General features: G+C 63.8%; 15 protein-coding genes. 5 read left to right on the top strand and 10 right to left on the bottom strand.

Annotation, left to right across the window (positions count from 1 at the left end; genetic code table 11):
- Together xseA and X760_RS40775 are read right to left on the bottom strand one after the other, a co-directional pair.
- A partial coding sequence (gene xseA / locus X760_RS40770; protein ID WP_023716456.1) for an exodeoxyribonuclease VII large subunit occupies positions 1–976 on the bottom strand: 976 nt, incomplete at its 3' end.
- A 73-nt stretch (positions 977–1,049) separates the two neighbouring features.
- Complete coding sequence (locus X760_RS40775; RefSeq protein WP_023716457.1) at positions 1,050–1,952, bottom strand: LysR substrate-binding domain-containing protein; 903 nt, start codon at positions 1,950–1,952, stop codon at positions 1,050–1,052.
- Positions 1,953–2,085: 133 nt separating this feature from the next.
- Here X760_RS40775 and X760_RS0136780 point away from each other — a divergent pair, with 133 nt between their 5' ends.
- Positions 2,086–3,513: an MFS transporter gene (locus X760_RS0136780; protein WP_198030444.1), complete on the top strand. Its 1,428-nt coding sequence runs from the start codon at positions 2,086–2,088 to the stop codon at positions 3,511–3,513.
- A gap of 59 nt (positions 3,514–3,572) precedes the next feature.
- Here X760_RS0136780 and X760_RS40780 read toward each other — a convergent pair whose 3' ends face one another.
- Positions 3,573–4,529 carry a LysR substrate-binding domain-containing protein gene (locus X760_RS40780; protein WP_023716458.1) on the bottom strand — a complete coding sequence of 319 codons (957 nt, stop codon included), beginning with the start codon at positions 4,527–4,529 and terminating at the stop codon, positions 3,573–3,575.
- A gap of 178 nt (positions 4,530–4,707) precedes the next feature.
- Between X760_RS40780 and X760_RS40785 the strand changes: the two genes are divergently transcribed.
- Positions 4,708–4,998, top strand: coding sequence for a DUF1127 domain-containing protein (locus X760_RS40785; RefSeq protein WP_023716459.1), 291 nt, complete (start codon positions 4,708–4,710; stop codon positions 4,996–4,998).
- Positions 4,999–5,174: 176 nt separating this feature from the next.
- On the opposite strand, the gene X760_RS40790 is transcribed toward X760_RS40785, so the two are convergent.
- The 4 genes from X760_RS40790 to X760_RS40805 form a co-directional block, all read right to left on the bottom strand.
- A complete protein-coding gene (locus X760_RS40790; RefSeq protein ID WP_023716460.1) occupies positions 5,175–6,122 on the bottom strand; it encodes a DUF937 domain-containing protein in 948 nt (315 codons plus the stop codon).
- Between the two features lie 103 nt (positions 6,123–6,225).
- Positions 6,226–7,599, bottom strand: coding sequence for a glutamate--cysteine ligase (locus X760_RS40795; RefSeq protein WP_023716461.1), 1,374 nt, complete (start codon positions 7,597–7,599; stop codon positions 6,226–6,228).
- A 204-nt stretch (positions 7,600–7,803) separates the two neighbouring features.
- Positions 7,804–8,538: a 16S rRNA (uracil(1498)-N(3))-methyltransferase gene (locus X760_RS40800; RefSeq protein WP_023716462.1), complete on the bottom strand. Its 735-nt coding sequence runs from the start codon at positions 8,536–8,538 to the stop codon at positions 7,804–7,806.
- Between the two features lie 31 nt (positions 8,539–8,569).
- Positions 8,570–9,232: a hypothetical protein gene (locus X760_RS40805; RefSeq protein WP_023716463.1), complete on the bottom strand. Its 663-nt coding sequence runs from the start codon at positions 9,230–9,232 to the stop codon at positions 8,570–8,572.
- A gap of 74 nt (positions 9,233–9,306) precedes the next feature.
- Between X760_RS40805 and X760_RS40810 the strand changes: the two genes are divergently transcribed.
- Complete coding sequence (locus tag X760_RS40810) at positions 9,307–10,005, top strand: type 1 glutamine amidotransferase (protein ID WP_023716464.1); 699 nt, start codon at positions 9,307–9,309, stop codon at positions 10,003–10,005.
- 291 nt (positions 10,006–10,296) lie between these two features.
- A complete protein-coding gene (locus X760_RS74160; protein ID WP_023716466.1) occupies positions 10,297–10,437 on the top strand; it encodes a hypothetical protein in 141 nt (46 codons plus the stop codon).
- 28 nt (positions 10,438–10,465) lie between these two features.
- Here the strand turns inward: X760_RS74160 and X760_RS40815 are convergent, their stop codons facing one another.
- Genes X760_RS40815 through X760_RS40825 form a run of 3 tightly spaced genes read right to left on the bottom strand, consistent with a single transcriptional unit; the run spans position 10,466 to position 13,270 of the window.
- Positions 10,466–11,236 (bottom strand): metallophosphoesterase family protein, encoded by a 771-nt coding sequence (locus tag X760_RS40815; RefSeq protein WP_023716467.1) that lies wholly within the window; start codon positions 11,234–11,236, stop codon positions 10,466–10,468.
- A 38-nt stretch (positions 11,237–11,274) separates the two neighbouring features.
- Complete coding sequence (locus X760_RS40820) at positions 11,275–12,411, bottom strand: alpha-hydroxy acid oxidase (protein WP_023716468.1); 1,137 nt, start codon at positions 12,409–12,411, stop codon at positions 11,275–11,277.
- A 55-nt stretch (positions 12,412–12,466) separates the two neighbouring features.
- Positions 12,467–13,270, bottom strand: coding sequence for an FCD domain-containing protein (locus tag X760_RS40825; protein ID WP_023716469.1), 804 nt, complete (start codon positions 13,268–13,270; stop codon positions 12,467–12,469).
- Positions 13,271–13,634: 364 nt separating this feature from the next.
- On the opposite strand from X760_RS40825, the gene X760_RS40830 reads away from it, so the two are divergent.
- A complete protein-coding gene (locus X760_RS40830; RefSeq protein ID WP_023716470.1) occupies positions 13,635–14,918 on the top strand; it encodes a DUF3422 family protein in 1,284 nt (427 codons plus the stop codon).
- Positions 14,919–14,972 lie beyond the last annotated feature (54 nt).

Raw genomic sequence — 14,972 nt, forward strand, 5'->3', positions numbered from 1 at the left:
GCCGCGGCAGCGCCAGCAACTGGTCGGGCGAGGGCAGCGCACGGGCGGCCGCGCGCGCCGCTTGCCGCTTGCGTTCGAAATTGCGCGACACCGCGGTCTTCAACCGTGCGCTGAGACCGGCAAGCGTCGCTTCGAGGTCGACCTTGACCGGCACGGCGATTTCGGCGGCGCCCGTCGGCGTCGGCGCCCGCACATCCGCCGCCAGATCGACCAGCGTCCAGTCGGTCTCGTGGCCGACGGCGGAAATCAACGGAATGGCCGAAGCGGCGACGGCCCGGGCGAGCGCTTCGTCGTTGAAGCCCCACAGATCCTCCAGGCTGCCGCCGCCGCGTGCCACGATCAACAGGTCGGGCCGCGGGATGGCGCCGTCCCATGGCAGTGCGTTGAAGCCGTTGACGGCAGCGGTCACCTCCGCTCCTGCCATTTCGCCCTGCACCCGCACCGGCCAGACGAGCACATGCAGCGGAAAGCGGTCCTTGATGCGGTGGATGATGTCGCGGATGACGGCGCCTGTCGGCGAGGTGACGACGCCGATGACGCGCGGCATGAAGGGCAGCAGGCGCTTGCGGCCGGCGTCGAACAGGCCTTCGGCCTGCAGCCGGCGCTTGCGCTCTTCCAGCAGCGCCATCAGCGCGCCGGCACCGGCCGGCTCAAGATTGTCGATGACGATCTGGTAGTTGGACTTTCCGGGATAGGTGGTCAGCCTGCCGGTGGCGATCACCTCCATGCCTTCCTCTGGACGGAATTTCAGCCGGCTCATCGTGGTCTTCCACACCACGGCGTCGAGCCGCGCGCGATCGTCCTTCAGGCAGAAATAGGCATGGCCGGAGGAATGCGGCCCGCGATAGCCGGAAATCTCGCCGCGCACCCGTACATTGCCGAAGACGTCCTCGACCGTGCGCTTCAGCGCGCCGGAAATCTCGCTCACCGTATACTCGGTGGCGTTGGTGCGTGATTCGGATGCTGTGTCGCTCATCGGCCGATTGGGGGACGGTTGTTGGCCGCCGTCAAGGCGCCTGTATCCGGCCGCGTGTCATAACGCGATCCCATCATCTCGCTACGGCCAAAAATTCGGCAGCCAGATAATCGCTGAACGCTCGAACTGCCGGCAACAGGCTGCGCCCCGAAGGCGACAGCAAAGTGATCCCAGCTTCTCCCGCCGTCCATTGCGGCAGGATGCGTTGCAATATGCCATTGCCTGTTTCGGCCTGGCAGAAATAGGCCGGCAGCGCCACGATCCCCAGGCCCGCAATGGCAGCCTGTTTCAGTGTTCCCAGATCGTCGCTGCGCAAGCGCGCCGTGAGCGGCATCAGGACAGTCTCGCCGCCGATATTGCGCAGATTCCAGACCGCCCCGCCGGTCAGCCCGTTCAGTGCGAGGCCGCCATGGTCGGCAAGGTCCTGTGGGCTTGTCGGTGTGCCTGCGCCGGCAAGATAGATGGGTGCGGCGAAAAGATGCCAGGGCGTCGGCGCGAACCGACGCTGGATCAGGCTGGAATCGGGCAGCGGCTCGACATGGCCGCGAAGCGCAAGGTCAAACCCCTCGTCGACAAGATCCACATACCTGTTGGTCGCGTGCTGGATGATGTTTACCTTGGGAAACGTTAAAAGGAACCGGGGTAGCAATTCCGCCAGGAACGACTGCGCCATGCCGATCGAGCAGGTGAAGCGGACCGTACCGCTGGGCTCGGCCAGTCGTCGCGCCGCGGCGCCTTCGGCCGATTCCGCCTCGACCAGCATTCCCACAGCAAACTGATAGACCTCCTGGCCGATATCAGTGACGGCGAAGCTGCGGGAGGTTCGCTGGATAAGACAGACGCCCAGCTGTTTCTCGAGCTCGATGATGCGCCGGCTGATGTTGGACTTTGATCGTCCAAGCGCGTGGCTTGCGGCAGTGAAGCTCTGTTTCTCGACCACCTTCGCAAAATAATAAAGATCGTTCAGATCCAGCACAGTCGCACATCGTTGCCAATAGAGGACGATGCTTCCAGTTCTATGCCATTTTGGCTGTTTCGTCCAGATATTACCTTGCCAATTGCCGCGCTGATCAGCGGGTGCTGGGCTCCATTTGGAAAAAGGAATAGGCATGACCGACCAGTTGAATATGAGCCACCACTCGAGCGTGGCTGACGTATCGGCCCGACCACGGTTTGGTCTGGTTTTGACATTGCTGGCTTTTGCCCAGCTTATTATTTCGATCGACTACAATATCGTTTTTGTCGCTTTGCCCGAGATCGGCCTGGGCCTCGGCTTCTCGGCGCAGACCCTGCAATGGGTCGTGAGTGCGTATGCCGTTGCGTTTGGCGGTTTCCTCTTGCTTGGAGGCAGGGCATCCGACCTGCTTGGGCGTCGGCGAATGTTCGTTTTCGGGCTTGTCCTCTACGCAGTGTCTTCGCTGGTCGGCGGTTTCGCCACGACGCCTCAGATCCTGATTGCCGCGCGCGCCGTGCAGGGCTTGGGCGGCGCTTTTCTTTTCCCGGCCACCCTGTCGCTGGTCAACACCACCTTCAGCGAAGGTCGCGAACGCAATATCGCTTTGTCCGTATGGGCCGGCTCTGGTGCCGGGGGCATGGTTCTGGGCTCGTTGCTTGGCGGCGTGCTGACCCAGGCATTCGGCTGGGAGGCGGTGTTCTTCGTCAACGTGCCTTTGGCCGGCATCGCGATCGTGGCGGCCTTTCCGGTGATTCTAGGAGACAGCGGGTACCAGTCAGGCGGCAAGTTCGATCTGCCGGGCGCATTGACGGCGACGGTCGGTACCACCCTGCTCGTTTTCACGCTCGTCCAGGGTCCAGAGTACGGCTGGGCCTCACAGGGTATTCTGGTCAGCGCTGCCGTTGGGATCCTGTTGCTGGCGCTCTTCGTGGCCATAGAGGCGCATAGCCGCGACCCGTTGCTGCCGCTGCGGCTGCTGGCCAACCGCAACCTCAGCACCGGCGTCGTCACCACATTCCTGTTCACCGCCACGTTCGGTTCTTTGCTCTATTTCCTGTCTTTCTACTTCCAGACAGTGCAGGGCTTCGGCGTTCTGCAGACTGGTTTCGCCTTCATGGTCCCGATGTTGGCCGTCTTGTCGGGCAATGCGCTGAGCGGTCGGATGGCGACCCGTCTGGGTACACGAAACACACTCGTCGTCAGCCTTGCGATCGGCGCGATTGGTACGGCGGGCCTGGGCATGGCCATGTCGGCGGACAGCACTTATGCCGACCTGGTCCCCGGACTGATTGTCTTCAGCCTCGGCGGCGGCATCACCTTTCCAACAATGTTCGCAGCCGCAGCCAAGGGCGTTGCCGCGCATGAGCAAGGCATCGCCTCAGGCATTGCATCCACGGGTCAGCAGGTCGGTAGCGCGGTGGGGCTGGCTGTCCTGGTAGCCGTTGCAAACGCCGGCACCGGCGGTTTGACAGGAGAAGCGCTGCGCGTCGCTACCGCTGAGGGTGTGCGGATGGCCGTCTATCTCGCCGCTGCCGGTACCGCGGCGATGATCCTCGTCGCACTGAATTTCCGTCGTCATTGAGCCCTAACTTGCATCGGCTCCGCGGTGGCAGGCCCCATGGCGCTATGAGACACGAAGCCCTACCAGCCCGGCAGGATCTGGTTCGGCTTGGTCCGCTTCATCTTCGCGAAGGCGAGGGCGGCGAAATCGAACGTGCCGGTCTCCTCGCCGAGCGGCACGGAAATATTGTCGAGGCTTTCCGAAATATGGCGGGCGAGCGCGTCGACGATCTCCGGCCGCGAGGTCTGGCCGCGCATGATGCCGATGCGGCAATCGGGCAGGGCGCCGAAACCGTCGGCCTCGCCCAGCACCCGCATGCCGGGCCGCAGCGCGCATTCCGGCAGCACCGAGATCGCCAGGCCGGAAAGCACCGCCGCGGCGATAACGGTGGCCGAGAAGCTGGTGAACAGGATGCGGTAGTCGCGGTTCTGCTGGTCGAGCACGTCGGCGGCGGCCCGCCGCCAGATGCAGTTCGGCCGGCCGAAGGCCATCGGCAGGATCGGCTGCTCATGCGTCGCATGATTGGCCGAGGTAACCCACAGCAGCGGTTCGCGCCGCACCACTTCCGATTGGCCGCGCGCGTCATTGTGCGTCACCAGCGCCAGGTCGAGATTGCCGCGCTTGATGTGTTCGACCAGTCCCGGCGTCGGTTCGCAGATAACGGTCAGTTCGACATGCGGGTTGGAACGGGCAAACCGCGCCATGATCTCGGGCAGGAAGCGATCGGCATAGTCGTCCGGCGTGCCGATGCGGATGGTGCCTTCGAGCCGGCGGTCGTCGAAGGCGGCCAGTGTTTCCTTGTTGAGATAGAGCAGCCGCCTTGCGTAGGAGAGCAGTCTGTCGCCTTCCTCGGTCAGCCGGTTGGTGCGGCCGTCTTTTTCGAACAGCGGCTTGCCGATCCGCTCTTCGAGCCGCCGCATCTGCATCGACACCGCAGACTGGGTGCGATGCACGGCTTCCGCCGCGCGGGTAAAGCTGCCGGTGTCGACAATCGAGATGAAGGTCTGCAACTGATCGAGATCGAGCGGCGCTTTCATCGGTCTAATCCATCATTGATGTTGATGCTAAAGATTAGAAACATTCGTTGGATTAATCAATCGCGCCGTGGCAAATTCCGACTGTCCACATGAAGGCATGTGAATCGAAGCCGGAACGGCCGCTGTCGCCAGCGCCCGATCGACTGGTTTCGCTCGTTCGAATGTGAAGGAGACCGACATGGCTACGTTTGATTTCGCTACCGAGACCTCGCGCATCACCTCGCGTCCGGCCGTTGCGACGCGCGTGGCCAATGCCGCTGCCAATGTTTACCGCGCCTGGAAAAACCGTCGCGCCTTTTATCGCCTCGGCGAGATGTCGGATGCCGAGCTCGCCGACATCGGTCTGACCCGCGCCGACCTGCACGTCGCTGTCGGTGTGCCCTTTGGCCGCGATCCGACCGAGAGGCTTCGCGTCATCGCGGTCGAGCGCGCCGAAACGATCGAGGATATTGCCCGCAAGGTGGCCTGATCGCACAAATTCGCGATTTTGGTCGCATTGAACCTTTTTGAGGCACGAAGCCACCAAGTTACGCAGGCTCCCCACTCCCTGCCGGATCCCCCCGGCCAGCCTGCGCGCTGCCCGGTCCTCCCAGGACCGGGCTTTCTTTTTTGGGCGGCACTGATGATTGGATGCCGGTGTCTAGTCTACCGCCGGCCCATACCCTGCTTGAACTGGTCGAAGATCGACTCCATGCCTTTCTGGTAGTCGTCGCGCTGCTGGGCACCCGTCTCGAACATCTTGCCGAACAGGTCGTCGAACGGATTTCTCGGCCTGCCGCTCGGATTGGCCTGCGGCTGCGGCGCCTGGGGCTGCGGTTGTTGCGCACCACCGCCGAACATGTCCTGCAGCACCTTGCCGAGCGGATTGTCACCATAAGGGTTCTGTGTCTGCTGCGGCTGGCTTTGCGGCTGCTGCCCGCCGCCGAACATGTCCTGCAATACCTTGCCGAGCGGGTTGTCGCCGTAAGGGCTCTGCGTCTGTTGCGGCTGCTGTGCGCCGCCGAACATATCCTGCAGCACCTTGCCGAGCGGATTGTCCGCTGGGCCTGCAGGCTGAGGGGCCGGCGCCTGGCTGCCGCCGCCCGCTTGCCGCATCATCTGCTCGATGAGTTCGCCGAGCGGATTGCCGCCGCCGGGCCCACCCCCTGCCGCATGCATCTGTCCGCCTAGCTGGTTGGTGGTCTGCTTGAACAGCCCGCCCATCATCATCGAGGCGATTGCCGGCAGCATCTGCTGCAGGACCTGCTGGCTGACACCGCTCGCTTGCGCGGCCTGGCTGGCGACGGCGCGTGACAGATCCTTCGAGCCGAACAAATGCCCCAGAATTCCGTTGCCTTCATCGAGACCCTGCGGTGAGAAGGCCCGGCTTGCATCCTCGAAATATTTGGCGTGCTGGCCGCTGGCCATCGCCGTCATGAAGGAGCCGAGCCCGTAAGGGTCCGCTGTGTTGCGCTTCAGCCCCTGCGAAAAGGCCGGCAGCAGCGCCGCGACCGCCGCCTGCGTCTGCTGCTGCGAAAGCCCGAACTGCTGGGCCAGCGCCTGCATGCCGTTGCCGTTCTGGGCCTGTGCCAGAATATCGAACAAGGAAGGCATTGTTTTCTCCTCCGGGAAAATCCTCGTTTGGAGAAGCCTAGTTCGTTTCCATCACTGATTGAAGCGAATTTGCCGGACCGTGGCTCATGCGGATAGCGAAGCGTTAATACGCGTATTCCATGAACACCGGCTCGATCGAGCCGCCCCAGCGTGTGTGGTAGGCCGACAGCATCTCTTCGGCGCTGGTCGTGCCGCGCGCGACGACCTCGTCCAGCGTGTTGAGGAACGAGGTCTCGTCATAGCCGTCGCGGTTCTTGCGGTCGCGGTTCTTCAGTCCCATGCGCGAGATGACGAGCACGTCGCGGGCGATCTCGCGCAACGTCGTGTTACGGAAGGGCGCCGAAATGCCCTGTTCCGGCACTGCGTTGCGCATTGCCAGCACTTCGTCATAGCTCCAGCTCGAGGTCAGCGCCTCGGCCGCGTCGAGCGCAGCCGCATCGTAGAGCAGCCCGACCCAGAAGGCCGGCAGCGCGCAGATGCGCCGCCACGGCCCGCCATCGGCGCCGCGCATTTCAAGAAAGCGCTTCAGCCGCACGTCGGGGAACAGCGTCGACAGATGGTTCGCCCAGTCGCCCATCGTCGGCAGCCCGTCCGGCAGTTCGTTACGGGCAGCACCTGCCATGAACTGGCGGAAGGTGATGTGCGTCATGTCATGGTACTGGCCGTCGCGGATGACGAAATACATCGGCACGTCGAGCGCCCATTCGACGTAATCGGCAAAGCCGAAATCGGGAGAGAAACAGAATTCGAGCAGGCCGGAGCGCTGGTTGTCGGTGTCTCGCCAGATCTCACCGCGCCAGCTCTGCAAGCCGTTCGGCCGGCTTTCGGTGAAGGGCGAGTTGGCAAACAGCGCCGTCGACAGTGGCTGCAGCTTCAGCGACACCTGCATCTTGCGGCGCATGTCGGCTTCGCTCTCGAAGTCGAGGTTCACCTGGATGGTGCAGGTCCGATACATCATGTCGAGACCCTTGGTGCCGACCTTGGGCATGTAGCGGGTCATGATCTCGTAGCGCGACTTCGGCATTTTCGGCGTCTCGGCCAGCGACCATTTCGGGCTGCCGCCAAGGCCGAGAAAACGAATGCCCATGGGTTCGGCGATCTCGCGTACCTGCGCCAGATGCGCATTGCCTTCCCGGCAGGTCTGGTGGATCGTCTCCAGCGGCGCGCCGGAAAGTTCGAACTGGCCGCCGGGTTCCAGCGAGATCGCGCCCTGGCCGGTCGGCTCGACCAGGCCGATGATGCGGCCGGCATCCATGATCGGGTCCCAGCCGAGTTTGTCCTGCATGCCTTCGAGGATGGCGCGGATACCGCGCTCGCCGCCATAGGGCACCGGCGCATTGCCGTCGATATAGAACGGGAATTTCTCGTGCTCGGTGCCGATCCGCCATTTGTCGCGCGGCTTGTTGCCTTCGGCCAGATGCTCGACGAGTTCGTCGACGCTTTCTATCGGCCGGAAATCGGTAGTATCGCGCGCCATAACAGCCCTCCGCACATGACCCCGAAAATCGGCTTCGATTTTCGGAAAGGATCATGTGCCCAATCAATATGCTACAGCGTCCTTTGCGCGCCCGAAAGGACGCGCTGCGCTGCAGAGCGGCCGGACGACCGCCGGCGCTAGATGGACGAAATGTCAGTAGCCGATCAAGCGAAAAATCCTGAGCCAGAGGGTAACGGGAATTGATCACCAATCGCCGATTGTCGCCTGGATCAGCGCCAGTGCCGCCACCGCCGCCGTATCCGCTCGCAGGATGCGCGGCCCGAGCGGAATGGCGGTAACGAAGGGCAGCGCTCTCAGCATCCCGCGTTCCTCGTCGGAAAAGCCGCCCTCCGGCCCGACCAGCAGCGCGAGCTTGTTCTCCCGCACCGCCTGCAATGCCGGCAGGGGATTGTTGGTGGCGGCATCCTCGTCGCAGAAGATCAGCCGCCGCTCCTTGTCCCAGCCTGCCAGCAGACGCTCGAATTTCTCCGCTTCGCGCACATCAGGTACCGCCAATATGCCGCATTGTTCGGCCGCCTCGACGACATTGGCGCGGAGGCGCTCGATGCCGGGTTTTGCCACTTGCGTATGCTGGGTGATGACCGGCTGCAGGGTGCCAGCGCCCATCTCCACCGCCTTCTGCACCAGATAATCGAGCCGTCCTTGCTTCAGCGGCGCGAAGCAATAGACGAGATCGGGCAGTGGCGGCTGCGGCCGCTGCAGCGCCATCACCTTCAGGCGCAACGCCTTCTTCGATTTCGCGGCGATCGCCGCCGACCATTCGCCGTCGCGGCCGTTGAACACCAGAACCTCGGCGCCTTCGCCGAGCCGCAGCACACGCGAGAGATAATGGCTCTGCTGCGGGCCGACGTCGAACTCGGTATCCGGTCCAAGCTCGTCCGGCACGAACAGCCGCTGCATCTTGTAATTGGCGCGCATCGCCGAGGAATGCGCAACGTCACCCTCGGCGTCAAGCCTCGGCGGAAGGATGCCAGACAGGCTCGTAGCCTTGCTGCAGCACCGAAACAGTTGTCGCCGGCGTGAGCATGCGGATTGGACCGTCGGAAAAACCGCCGAACCCCACCGGTTCGCGATAGCCGCCGAAACTCCAGGGCAGCGCGGCGCCGTCAAACAGGGCGTACGCCCTGTTTCCTGACGAGATCATCGTGCCGTCCGGCAAGTCCGCAAGCGCCTCCGGTTCCAGTCTCGGCGCCGGTCCGCCCGATGCCAGGCGCTCCTTGTGCAGGCGCTTGTCGAGTTGCGGCGCGCGCGGCTCGGCAATGCCGAAGGCGTCGCCGAAGCGCTGGACAAAATCCCTGGCTCGCTCGCGCCGGCAGAAAAAGCACGGCCGGTGCCCGGCCGCCAGCGCCGTCACCTCGTCGAGGAAAAACAGTTCGGTCCAGCCGGCCTTGCCGCCCAATTGGTCGTCGCTTTGCCGGTTGCGACCCATCGGCTCGCGCCGCACATTGCGGAATTCGCAGACGCAGATGATCCAGGCTTGCAGCGCCCAGCGCTTCTTCAACAGCGTTCTCGTCTCGGCGTCGTGAATGATGCCGCGATTGCCCATGAACAGGCCGCGCTCCGGCACGGCATGGATGGCGCCGAACGGATCGACCCGGTTTTGCAGTGGCATAGGCGTTCCCTGTTGGCTGCAATGCTGGCGCCATGATATCCCTCGCCGCATCAATTTCATGTCAGCAGGTTTCGATGCGGGTCTTGGTCGTCCAGAACTTCGACAATGAGGGCCTTGGCCAGATCGGCGCGGCGCTTGTCGAGGCCGGCGCCGATATCGATCTGCGCCGGCCCTATCGCGGCGACGCGCTGCCGCAAGATAGCGGCGGGCATGACGCCATGGTGGTGCTCGGCGGCGCCCAGAATGCACTGGACGACGAGCTCTGTCCTTATTTTCCGGGCCTGCTCGACCTGACGCGCGATTTTGCCGAGAGGGATCGCGCGGTGCTCGGCATCTGCCTTGGCGGCCAGTTGGTCGCGCGCGCCTTTGGCGGCGAGAACCAGATCGGCGGTGCCTCGGAGTTCGGCTGGCACGAGGTAGCGCTCACCGCGGCCGCGAACGCCGATCCGGTGCTCGCCGCCTTGCCCGAAAAATTCCCGATCTTCGAATGGCACGACGACACCTTTGTCTTGCCTGAGAGGGCCGTGCGGCTGGCCGGCAACGCCGTCGCCGAGAACCAGGCGTTCCGCATCGGCCGCGCCGTCTATGGCTTCCAGTTCCATTTCGAGGCCGACCGGCCGATGGTTCGCGACTGGAGCACCTCCTTCGCACCGCTGATTGCCGAGCGGCATCCTGAATGGGCAGGTCGGCTCGACGATGAAATGGCCCGCAACGGACCGCAAGCCGATGCCGCCGGCCTGGCCATCGCCCGCGCCTGGGTGGCGACGATCTGACGACTCATACAGCCAACGTTGCCTATTTGGCGACGTTGCATATTTGGCACGCGGCGCCAAATCCGCCGGGGATAACGCGTTTCATCCTTGGCCTGTGTCAATCCGCTAGCCTAAAAGGCGCCGCTCTGCATCTTCCGTGCAACCGCGATGAACCTATCCTGTGACCCGCGCGACACACCGCCGATACAGAACATGCCTAGAAGCGCGAAACCGTCAGACATTTGCGACGAATTTTGCGTTTCAACGCATTGGTAACCCGCTCGTGCATAGATGCAGGAAGCTCAACAAGAGATGACGTCCGTGAAAGCAGCCTTTTTGTCCTTTGCCATGTTGTCGGCCATTGTCTTGTGCGGCCTCGGCATTTATTCCGCCGACGCAGCCAACAACCACAATGCCGTCGACGGCTACGGCGTCACCGCCGCGCTTCGCTAGACCCTCTGCTCATAACCCCACGCCTTCCCTAAGCCCGCTCACCCGTGACTGTCAGGATATGCTTGTCCGCGCCGTCCACGACGAGCGCGGTGAGGTTTCCCGACTGCCAGGCGAGGGTGTCGACATTGACGCGGTTGCCTGTGATCTCGGGCTTGGGCACCGGCGTATGGCCGTGCACCACGATCTTGGGATGAAGACCGGTGTGATCGTGGAAGACCTCGCGGATCCAGATCAGGTCCTGCGGGCTCTGGCTTTCCAGCGCAATGCCGGGCCGGATGCCGGCATGGCAGAAGAAGAAATCGCCGAACGTCACTGAAAAGGGCAGCGAGCGCAGGAATTCGACATGGTTCTGCGGCACCGCCTCGACCAGTGCGGCGTGCCCTTGCCGCAATGCCGCATCGGCGCGGCCAAACCAGGCGCTGCTCCCACCGAGTGACACACCATACGACAGCGCCGTCTGGATGCCGCCATAGCGCATGAACAGCCCGTCCTGATCGGGGACATCGAGAAAATCGAGAAAGCCGAGATCATGATTCCCGGCCAGCATCAGGTGACGCGGATCGCGTTTTTGCGCGTCGATCAGGAAATCGATGACGCCTTTGGAGTCCGGGCCGCGGTCGACATAGTCGCCGAGATGGATCACGCGCCAATCGGCCGACGGCCTTTGACCGAGCTCCGCCTCGATCCGCCGGTGCATGGCGGCCAGCAGGTCGAGCCGGCCGTGCACATCGCCGATCGCATAAAGGCGCATGCCTTGCGGTCCGCGCGCCTCGTAAAAATTGATGCCGGGCTCCGTCAATGCCTGCGTCGCCTCCGTGATCATGCTGTCACGGGACTTTAGCGCCGAAGCTGATCCTTGCCCATGTCGGTGACCAGACGCTTTCCGCACAGTGCTAGCGTTATGTCCATCTCCTTGCGGATGATTTCCAGCGCCTTGGTAACCCCTTCCTTGCCGAGTGCGCCGAGGCCGTACAAGAAAGGCCGGCCGATATAGGTGCCCTTGGCGCCGAGGCACAGTGCTTTGAGCACGTCCTGGCCGGAACGGATGCCGCCGTCCATATGCACCTCGATCGTGTCGCCGACGGCATCGGCGATCTCTTCGAGCGCCATGATCGATGACGAGGCGCCGTCGAGCTGGCGGCCGCCATGGTTGGAAACGATGATCGCATCGGCACCCGACCTGGCCGCCATCATCGCATCTTCCTTGTCGAGAATGCCTTTCAGGATCAGCTTGCCGCCCCAGCGCTCCTTGATCCAGGCGACGTCCTTCCACGACAGATGCGGATCGAACTGCTCCTTCGTCCACGACGAAAGCGAGGCGAGGTCGCCGACGCCCTTGGCATGGCCGACGATGTTGCGGAAGCTCCGGCGCTTGGTCCCGGCCATGCCGACGCACCAGCGCGGCCTTGTCGCCATCTGCCAGAGGTGCTTCGGCGTCATCCGCGGCGGCGCCGAAAGCCCGTTGCGGATATCCTTGTGGCGCTGGCCCAGGATCTGCAGGTCGAGCGTCAGCACCAGCGCCGAACATTTCGCCGCCTTTGCCCGGTCGATCAAATCGAAGACGAAATCCTTGTCGCGCAGCACATAGAGCTGGAACCAGAACGGCTTCCTGGTCACCGACGCGACATCCTCGATCGAGCAGATGCTCATCGTCGACAGCGTGAACGGCACGCCGAATTCTTCCGCCGCCTGCGCCGCCAGCATCTCGCCGTCCGGATGCTGCATGCCGGTCATGCCGGTCGGCGCCAGCGCCACCGGCATCGCCACCTTCTCGCCGATCATGGTCGATTCCAGCGAGCGGTTGTCCATGTCGACCAGCACGCGCTGGCGGAACTTGATCTTTTGGAAATCCTCTTCGTTGGCTCGGTAGGTGCTTTCGGTCCAGGCGCCGGAATCGGCGTAGTCGAAGAACATCTTCGGCACACGGCGGCGCGCCAGGTCCTTGAGGTCGGCGATGGTGAGGATGCTGCTCATGGATCTTTTTCCGCTGGTTCTTCGCTGGTTCGTCGTTGAATTTTCTGGCCGCGGCCTACGGCTGTTTTCTTGCCGGCTCGCCATCACCGGGCTCGGAGCGCTGCCTGAGCCTCAGCCGCGACACGCGCTGCCAGTCGCCGCTGCGCTCGGCCTCGGCCATCGACCGTTCGACATAGGAGATGTGGTCCATCGCCGCCTGCCGCGCCGCGGCCGGATCGCCGGCCTTGACCGCGGTGTAGATTGCCCGGTGCTGCGAAAGCAGCGCCTCGCGCGCACCCGGCACGCTGAACACCAGCCGCCGGTTCTGGAACACGCCTTCCGACAGCAGCCGGTAACAGGCGCGCAGCGTGTGCAGCAGGATGATGTTGTGCGCGCATTCGCAGATCGCGTGATGGAACTCAACGTCGATTTCCGCCTCGTCGTCGAAATTGCCGGTCCGGTGCGCCTCGTCCATCCGTGCCATGATGCGGTCGAGCAGCGCCAGATCGTCCGATGTGGCGCGCCGCGCCGCATATTCCGCCGCCACCGCCTCGATCTCGCGGCGGTACTCCAGATAGTCGGTCACCGCCTTGCGATGCATCGAGATCAGGTCGGCCACCGGCTTCGTGAACAGCTGGCCGATGACGTCGGCGACATGGGTGCCGCCGCCTGGCCGTGTCGTCAATAGCCCGCGCCCTTCCAAGGCTTTCAAGGCATCGCGCAGGATCGGCCGCGACACCTCGAACTGGCGCGCCAGCTCGCGCTCGCCCGGCAGCCGGTCGCTGGTGCGCAGCACGCCTTCGAGGATCAGGCTCTCGATCTGCTGCACCACCTCGTCGGCAGTGCGCGAATGCTCGATCCGGGAGAAAATGTCGCTCAAACGGGGTGCCTGGGGGTTGAACCGATGTCGCGCAAGATAAAGCCAGCGTCGCCAACTGGTCAAATTATTTATCCAATTCGCCCGGCCGGGTCGGTTTCACAGCCGCGGCTTCATATCACCTTCTGCTAAACTGGCTGTTTGCGTCCCCTGGCGATTGCCTCTAGAGCAATTCCAGGAAAAGTGTGAAACGGTTTTCCGTCCGGAATTGCGCAGAATCAAAGGGATAGAGCGGTTCGGCGTTTCCGTGAAACGACAAAACCGCTCTAGAGGGACATCATTGCCAAAGGGCTCAGAGAAGCCCGGGGGACCAGCCGTGCCAGACGCCGACCCGTCCAATCTCGAATTCCAGCTGCGCGCCAAAGCCATGGGCGGCAGCGTCATGGGCTTTCCGGCGCATGAAGGTCGGCCCGGCGCGCTCGGCGAGGTCCACGCCCGACCGCATCCGCTGGTCGAAAAGCCGCGCGTGCTGGTGCAGCTTTCCTTCATGACCGAAGGCGGCTCGAGCGTCGATCTGGCAGTGCTTTCGGAACTGTCGCAGCGCCTTGGTATTGCCGCGCCCGACCGCCATGCCCGCCATCACGCGATGAAGTGGGGCAAGGGCTCGCTGCGCTGGGAACGGCACACGGAGTTCTCGACCTATCTCTGGGAAGGGCCGCTCGCCGAAAACGGCAGGGGGCAAGAAGATACCCCCTTCGGCAACGGGTTTTCGCCGCCGGGCACGGTGATTTCCGGCATCAGGCTCGAAATCCGCAAATGGACACCGGCGAACGAGCGGCTGATCGCCGGCTTCGACCCGACCAGCCTGTGCTATTCGCTGGTCGAGCGCGGCAACGCGGCCATCGTCACCGATTTCCGCCAGGATGGCGACGGCTTGACCCGCATGCTGGTGCTCGATCGCGGGCTGACACCGGCGCGCACCGGGGCGCTGTCGCAGCGGCTGATCGATATCGAGACCTACCGCACGCTGGCCATGCTTGGGCTGCCGCTGGCGCTGATGCTTTCGGGGCGTGCCCGCCGCATCGAGGACAGGCTGGCCCAGACCACGCTGGAAATGAAGGTCGCCGAAACCCGCGACAGCCAGACCTTGCTGGCCGACCTGACCGAACTTGCCGCCGAACTGGAGGCGGATGCCGCCTCCAGCCTCTACCGGTTCGGCGCCAGCCGTGCCTATGACGGCATCGTCGGCGAGCGGCTGGAGGCGCTCGAGGAAGAAGCCGTGCCCGGCTACGACACCTGGGGCGGGTTCCTGCAGCGGCGCGTCGCGCCGGCCATGCGCACCTGCCGTTCGGTCGAGGAGCGCCAGGCCAATCTGTCGCGCAAGCTGACCCGTGCCACCACGCTGCTGCGCACCTGGGTCGACGTCGAGGTCGAGAAGCAGAACCGCGATCTCTTGGCATCGATGAACAATCGCGCCCGCCTGCAATTGCGCCTGCAGCAGACGGTGGAAGGGCTGTCGGTCGCCGCCGTTTCCTACTATGTCGTCGGCCTCATCGGCTACGTCGCCAAGGGCGCCTCGATCTTCGGCCATGCCTTTGCGCCGGAAATGGTCACCGCCGCCTCGGTGCCGCTCGCCGTCCTGCTCGTCTGGTGGGGCGTGCGCCGTGTCCGCCGCATGCACTCCGAACCGGGCAAGCAGCCGGGCGAGTAGTGTGGGGCGCGCAGCGGCAGATTGCCGCTGCGAAAGGCTGTCCCGGCCATAGGC

It is taken from the genome of Mesorhizobium sp. LSHC420B00 (genome assembly GCF_000503055.1).
Classification (GTDB): Bacteria; Pseudomonadota; Alphaproteobacteria; order Rhizobiales; family Rhizobiaceae; genus Mesorhizobium.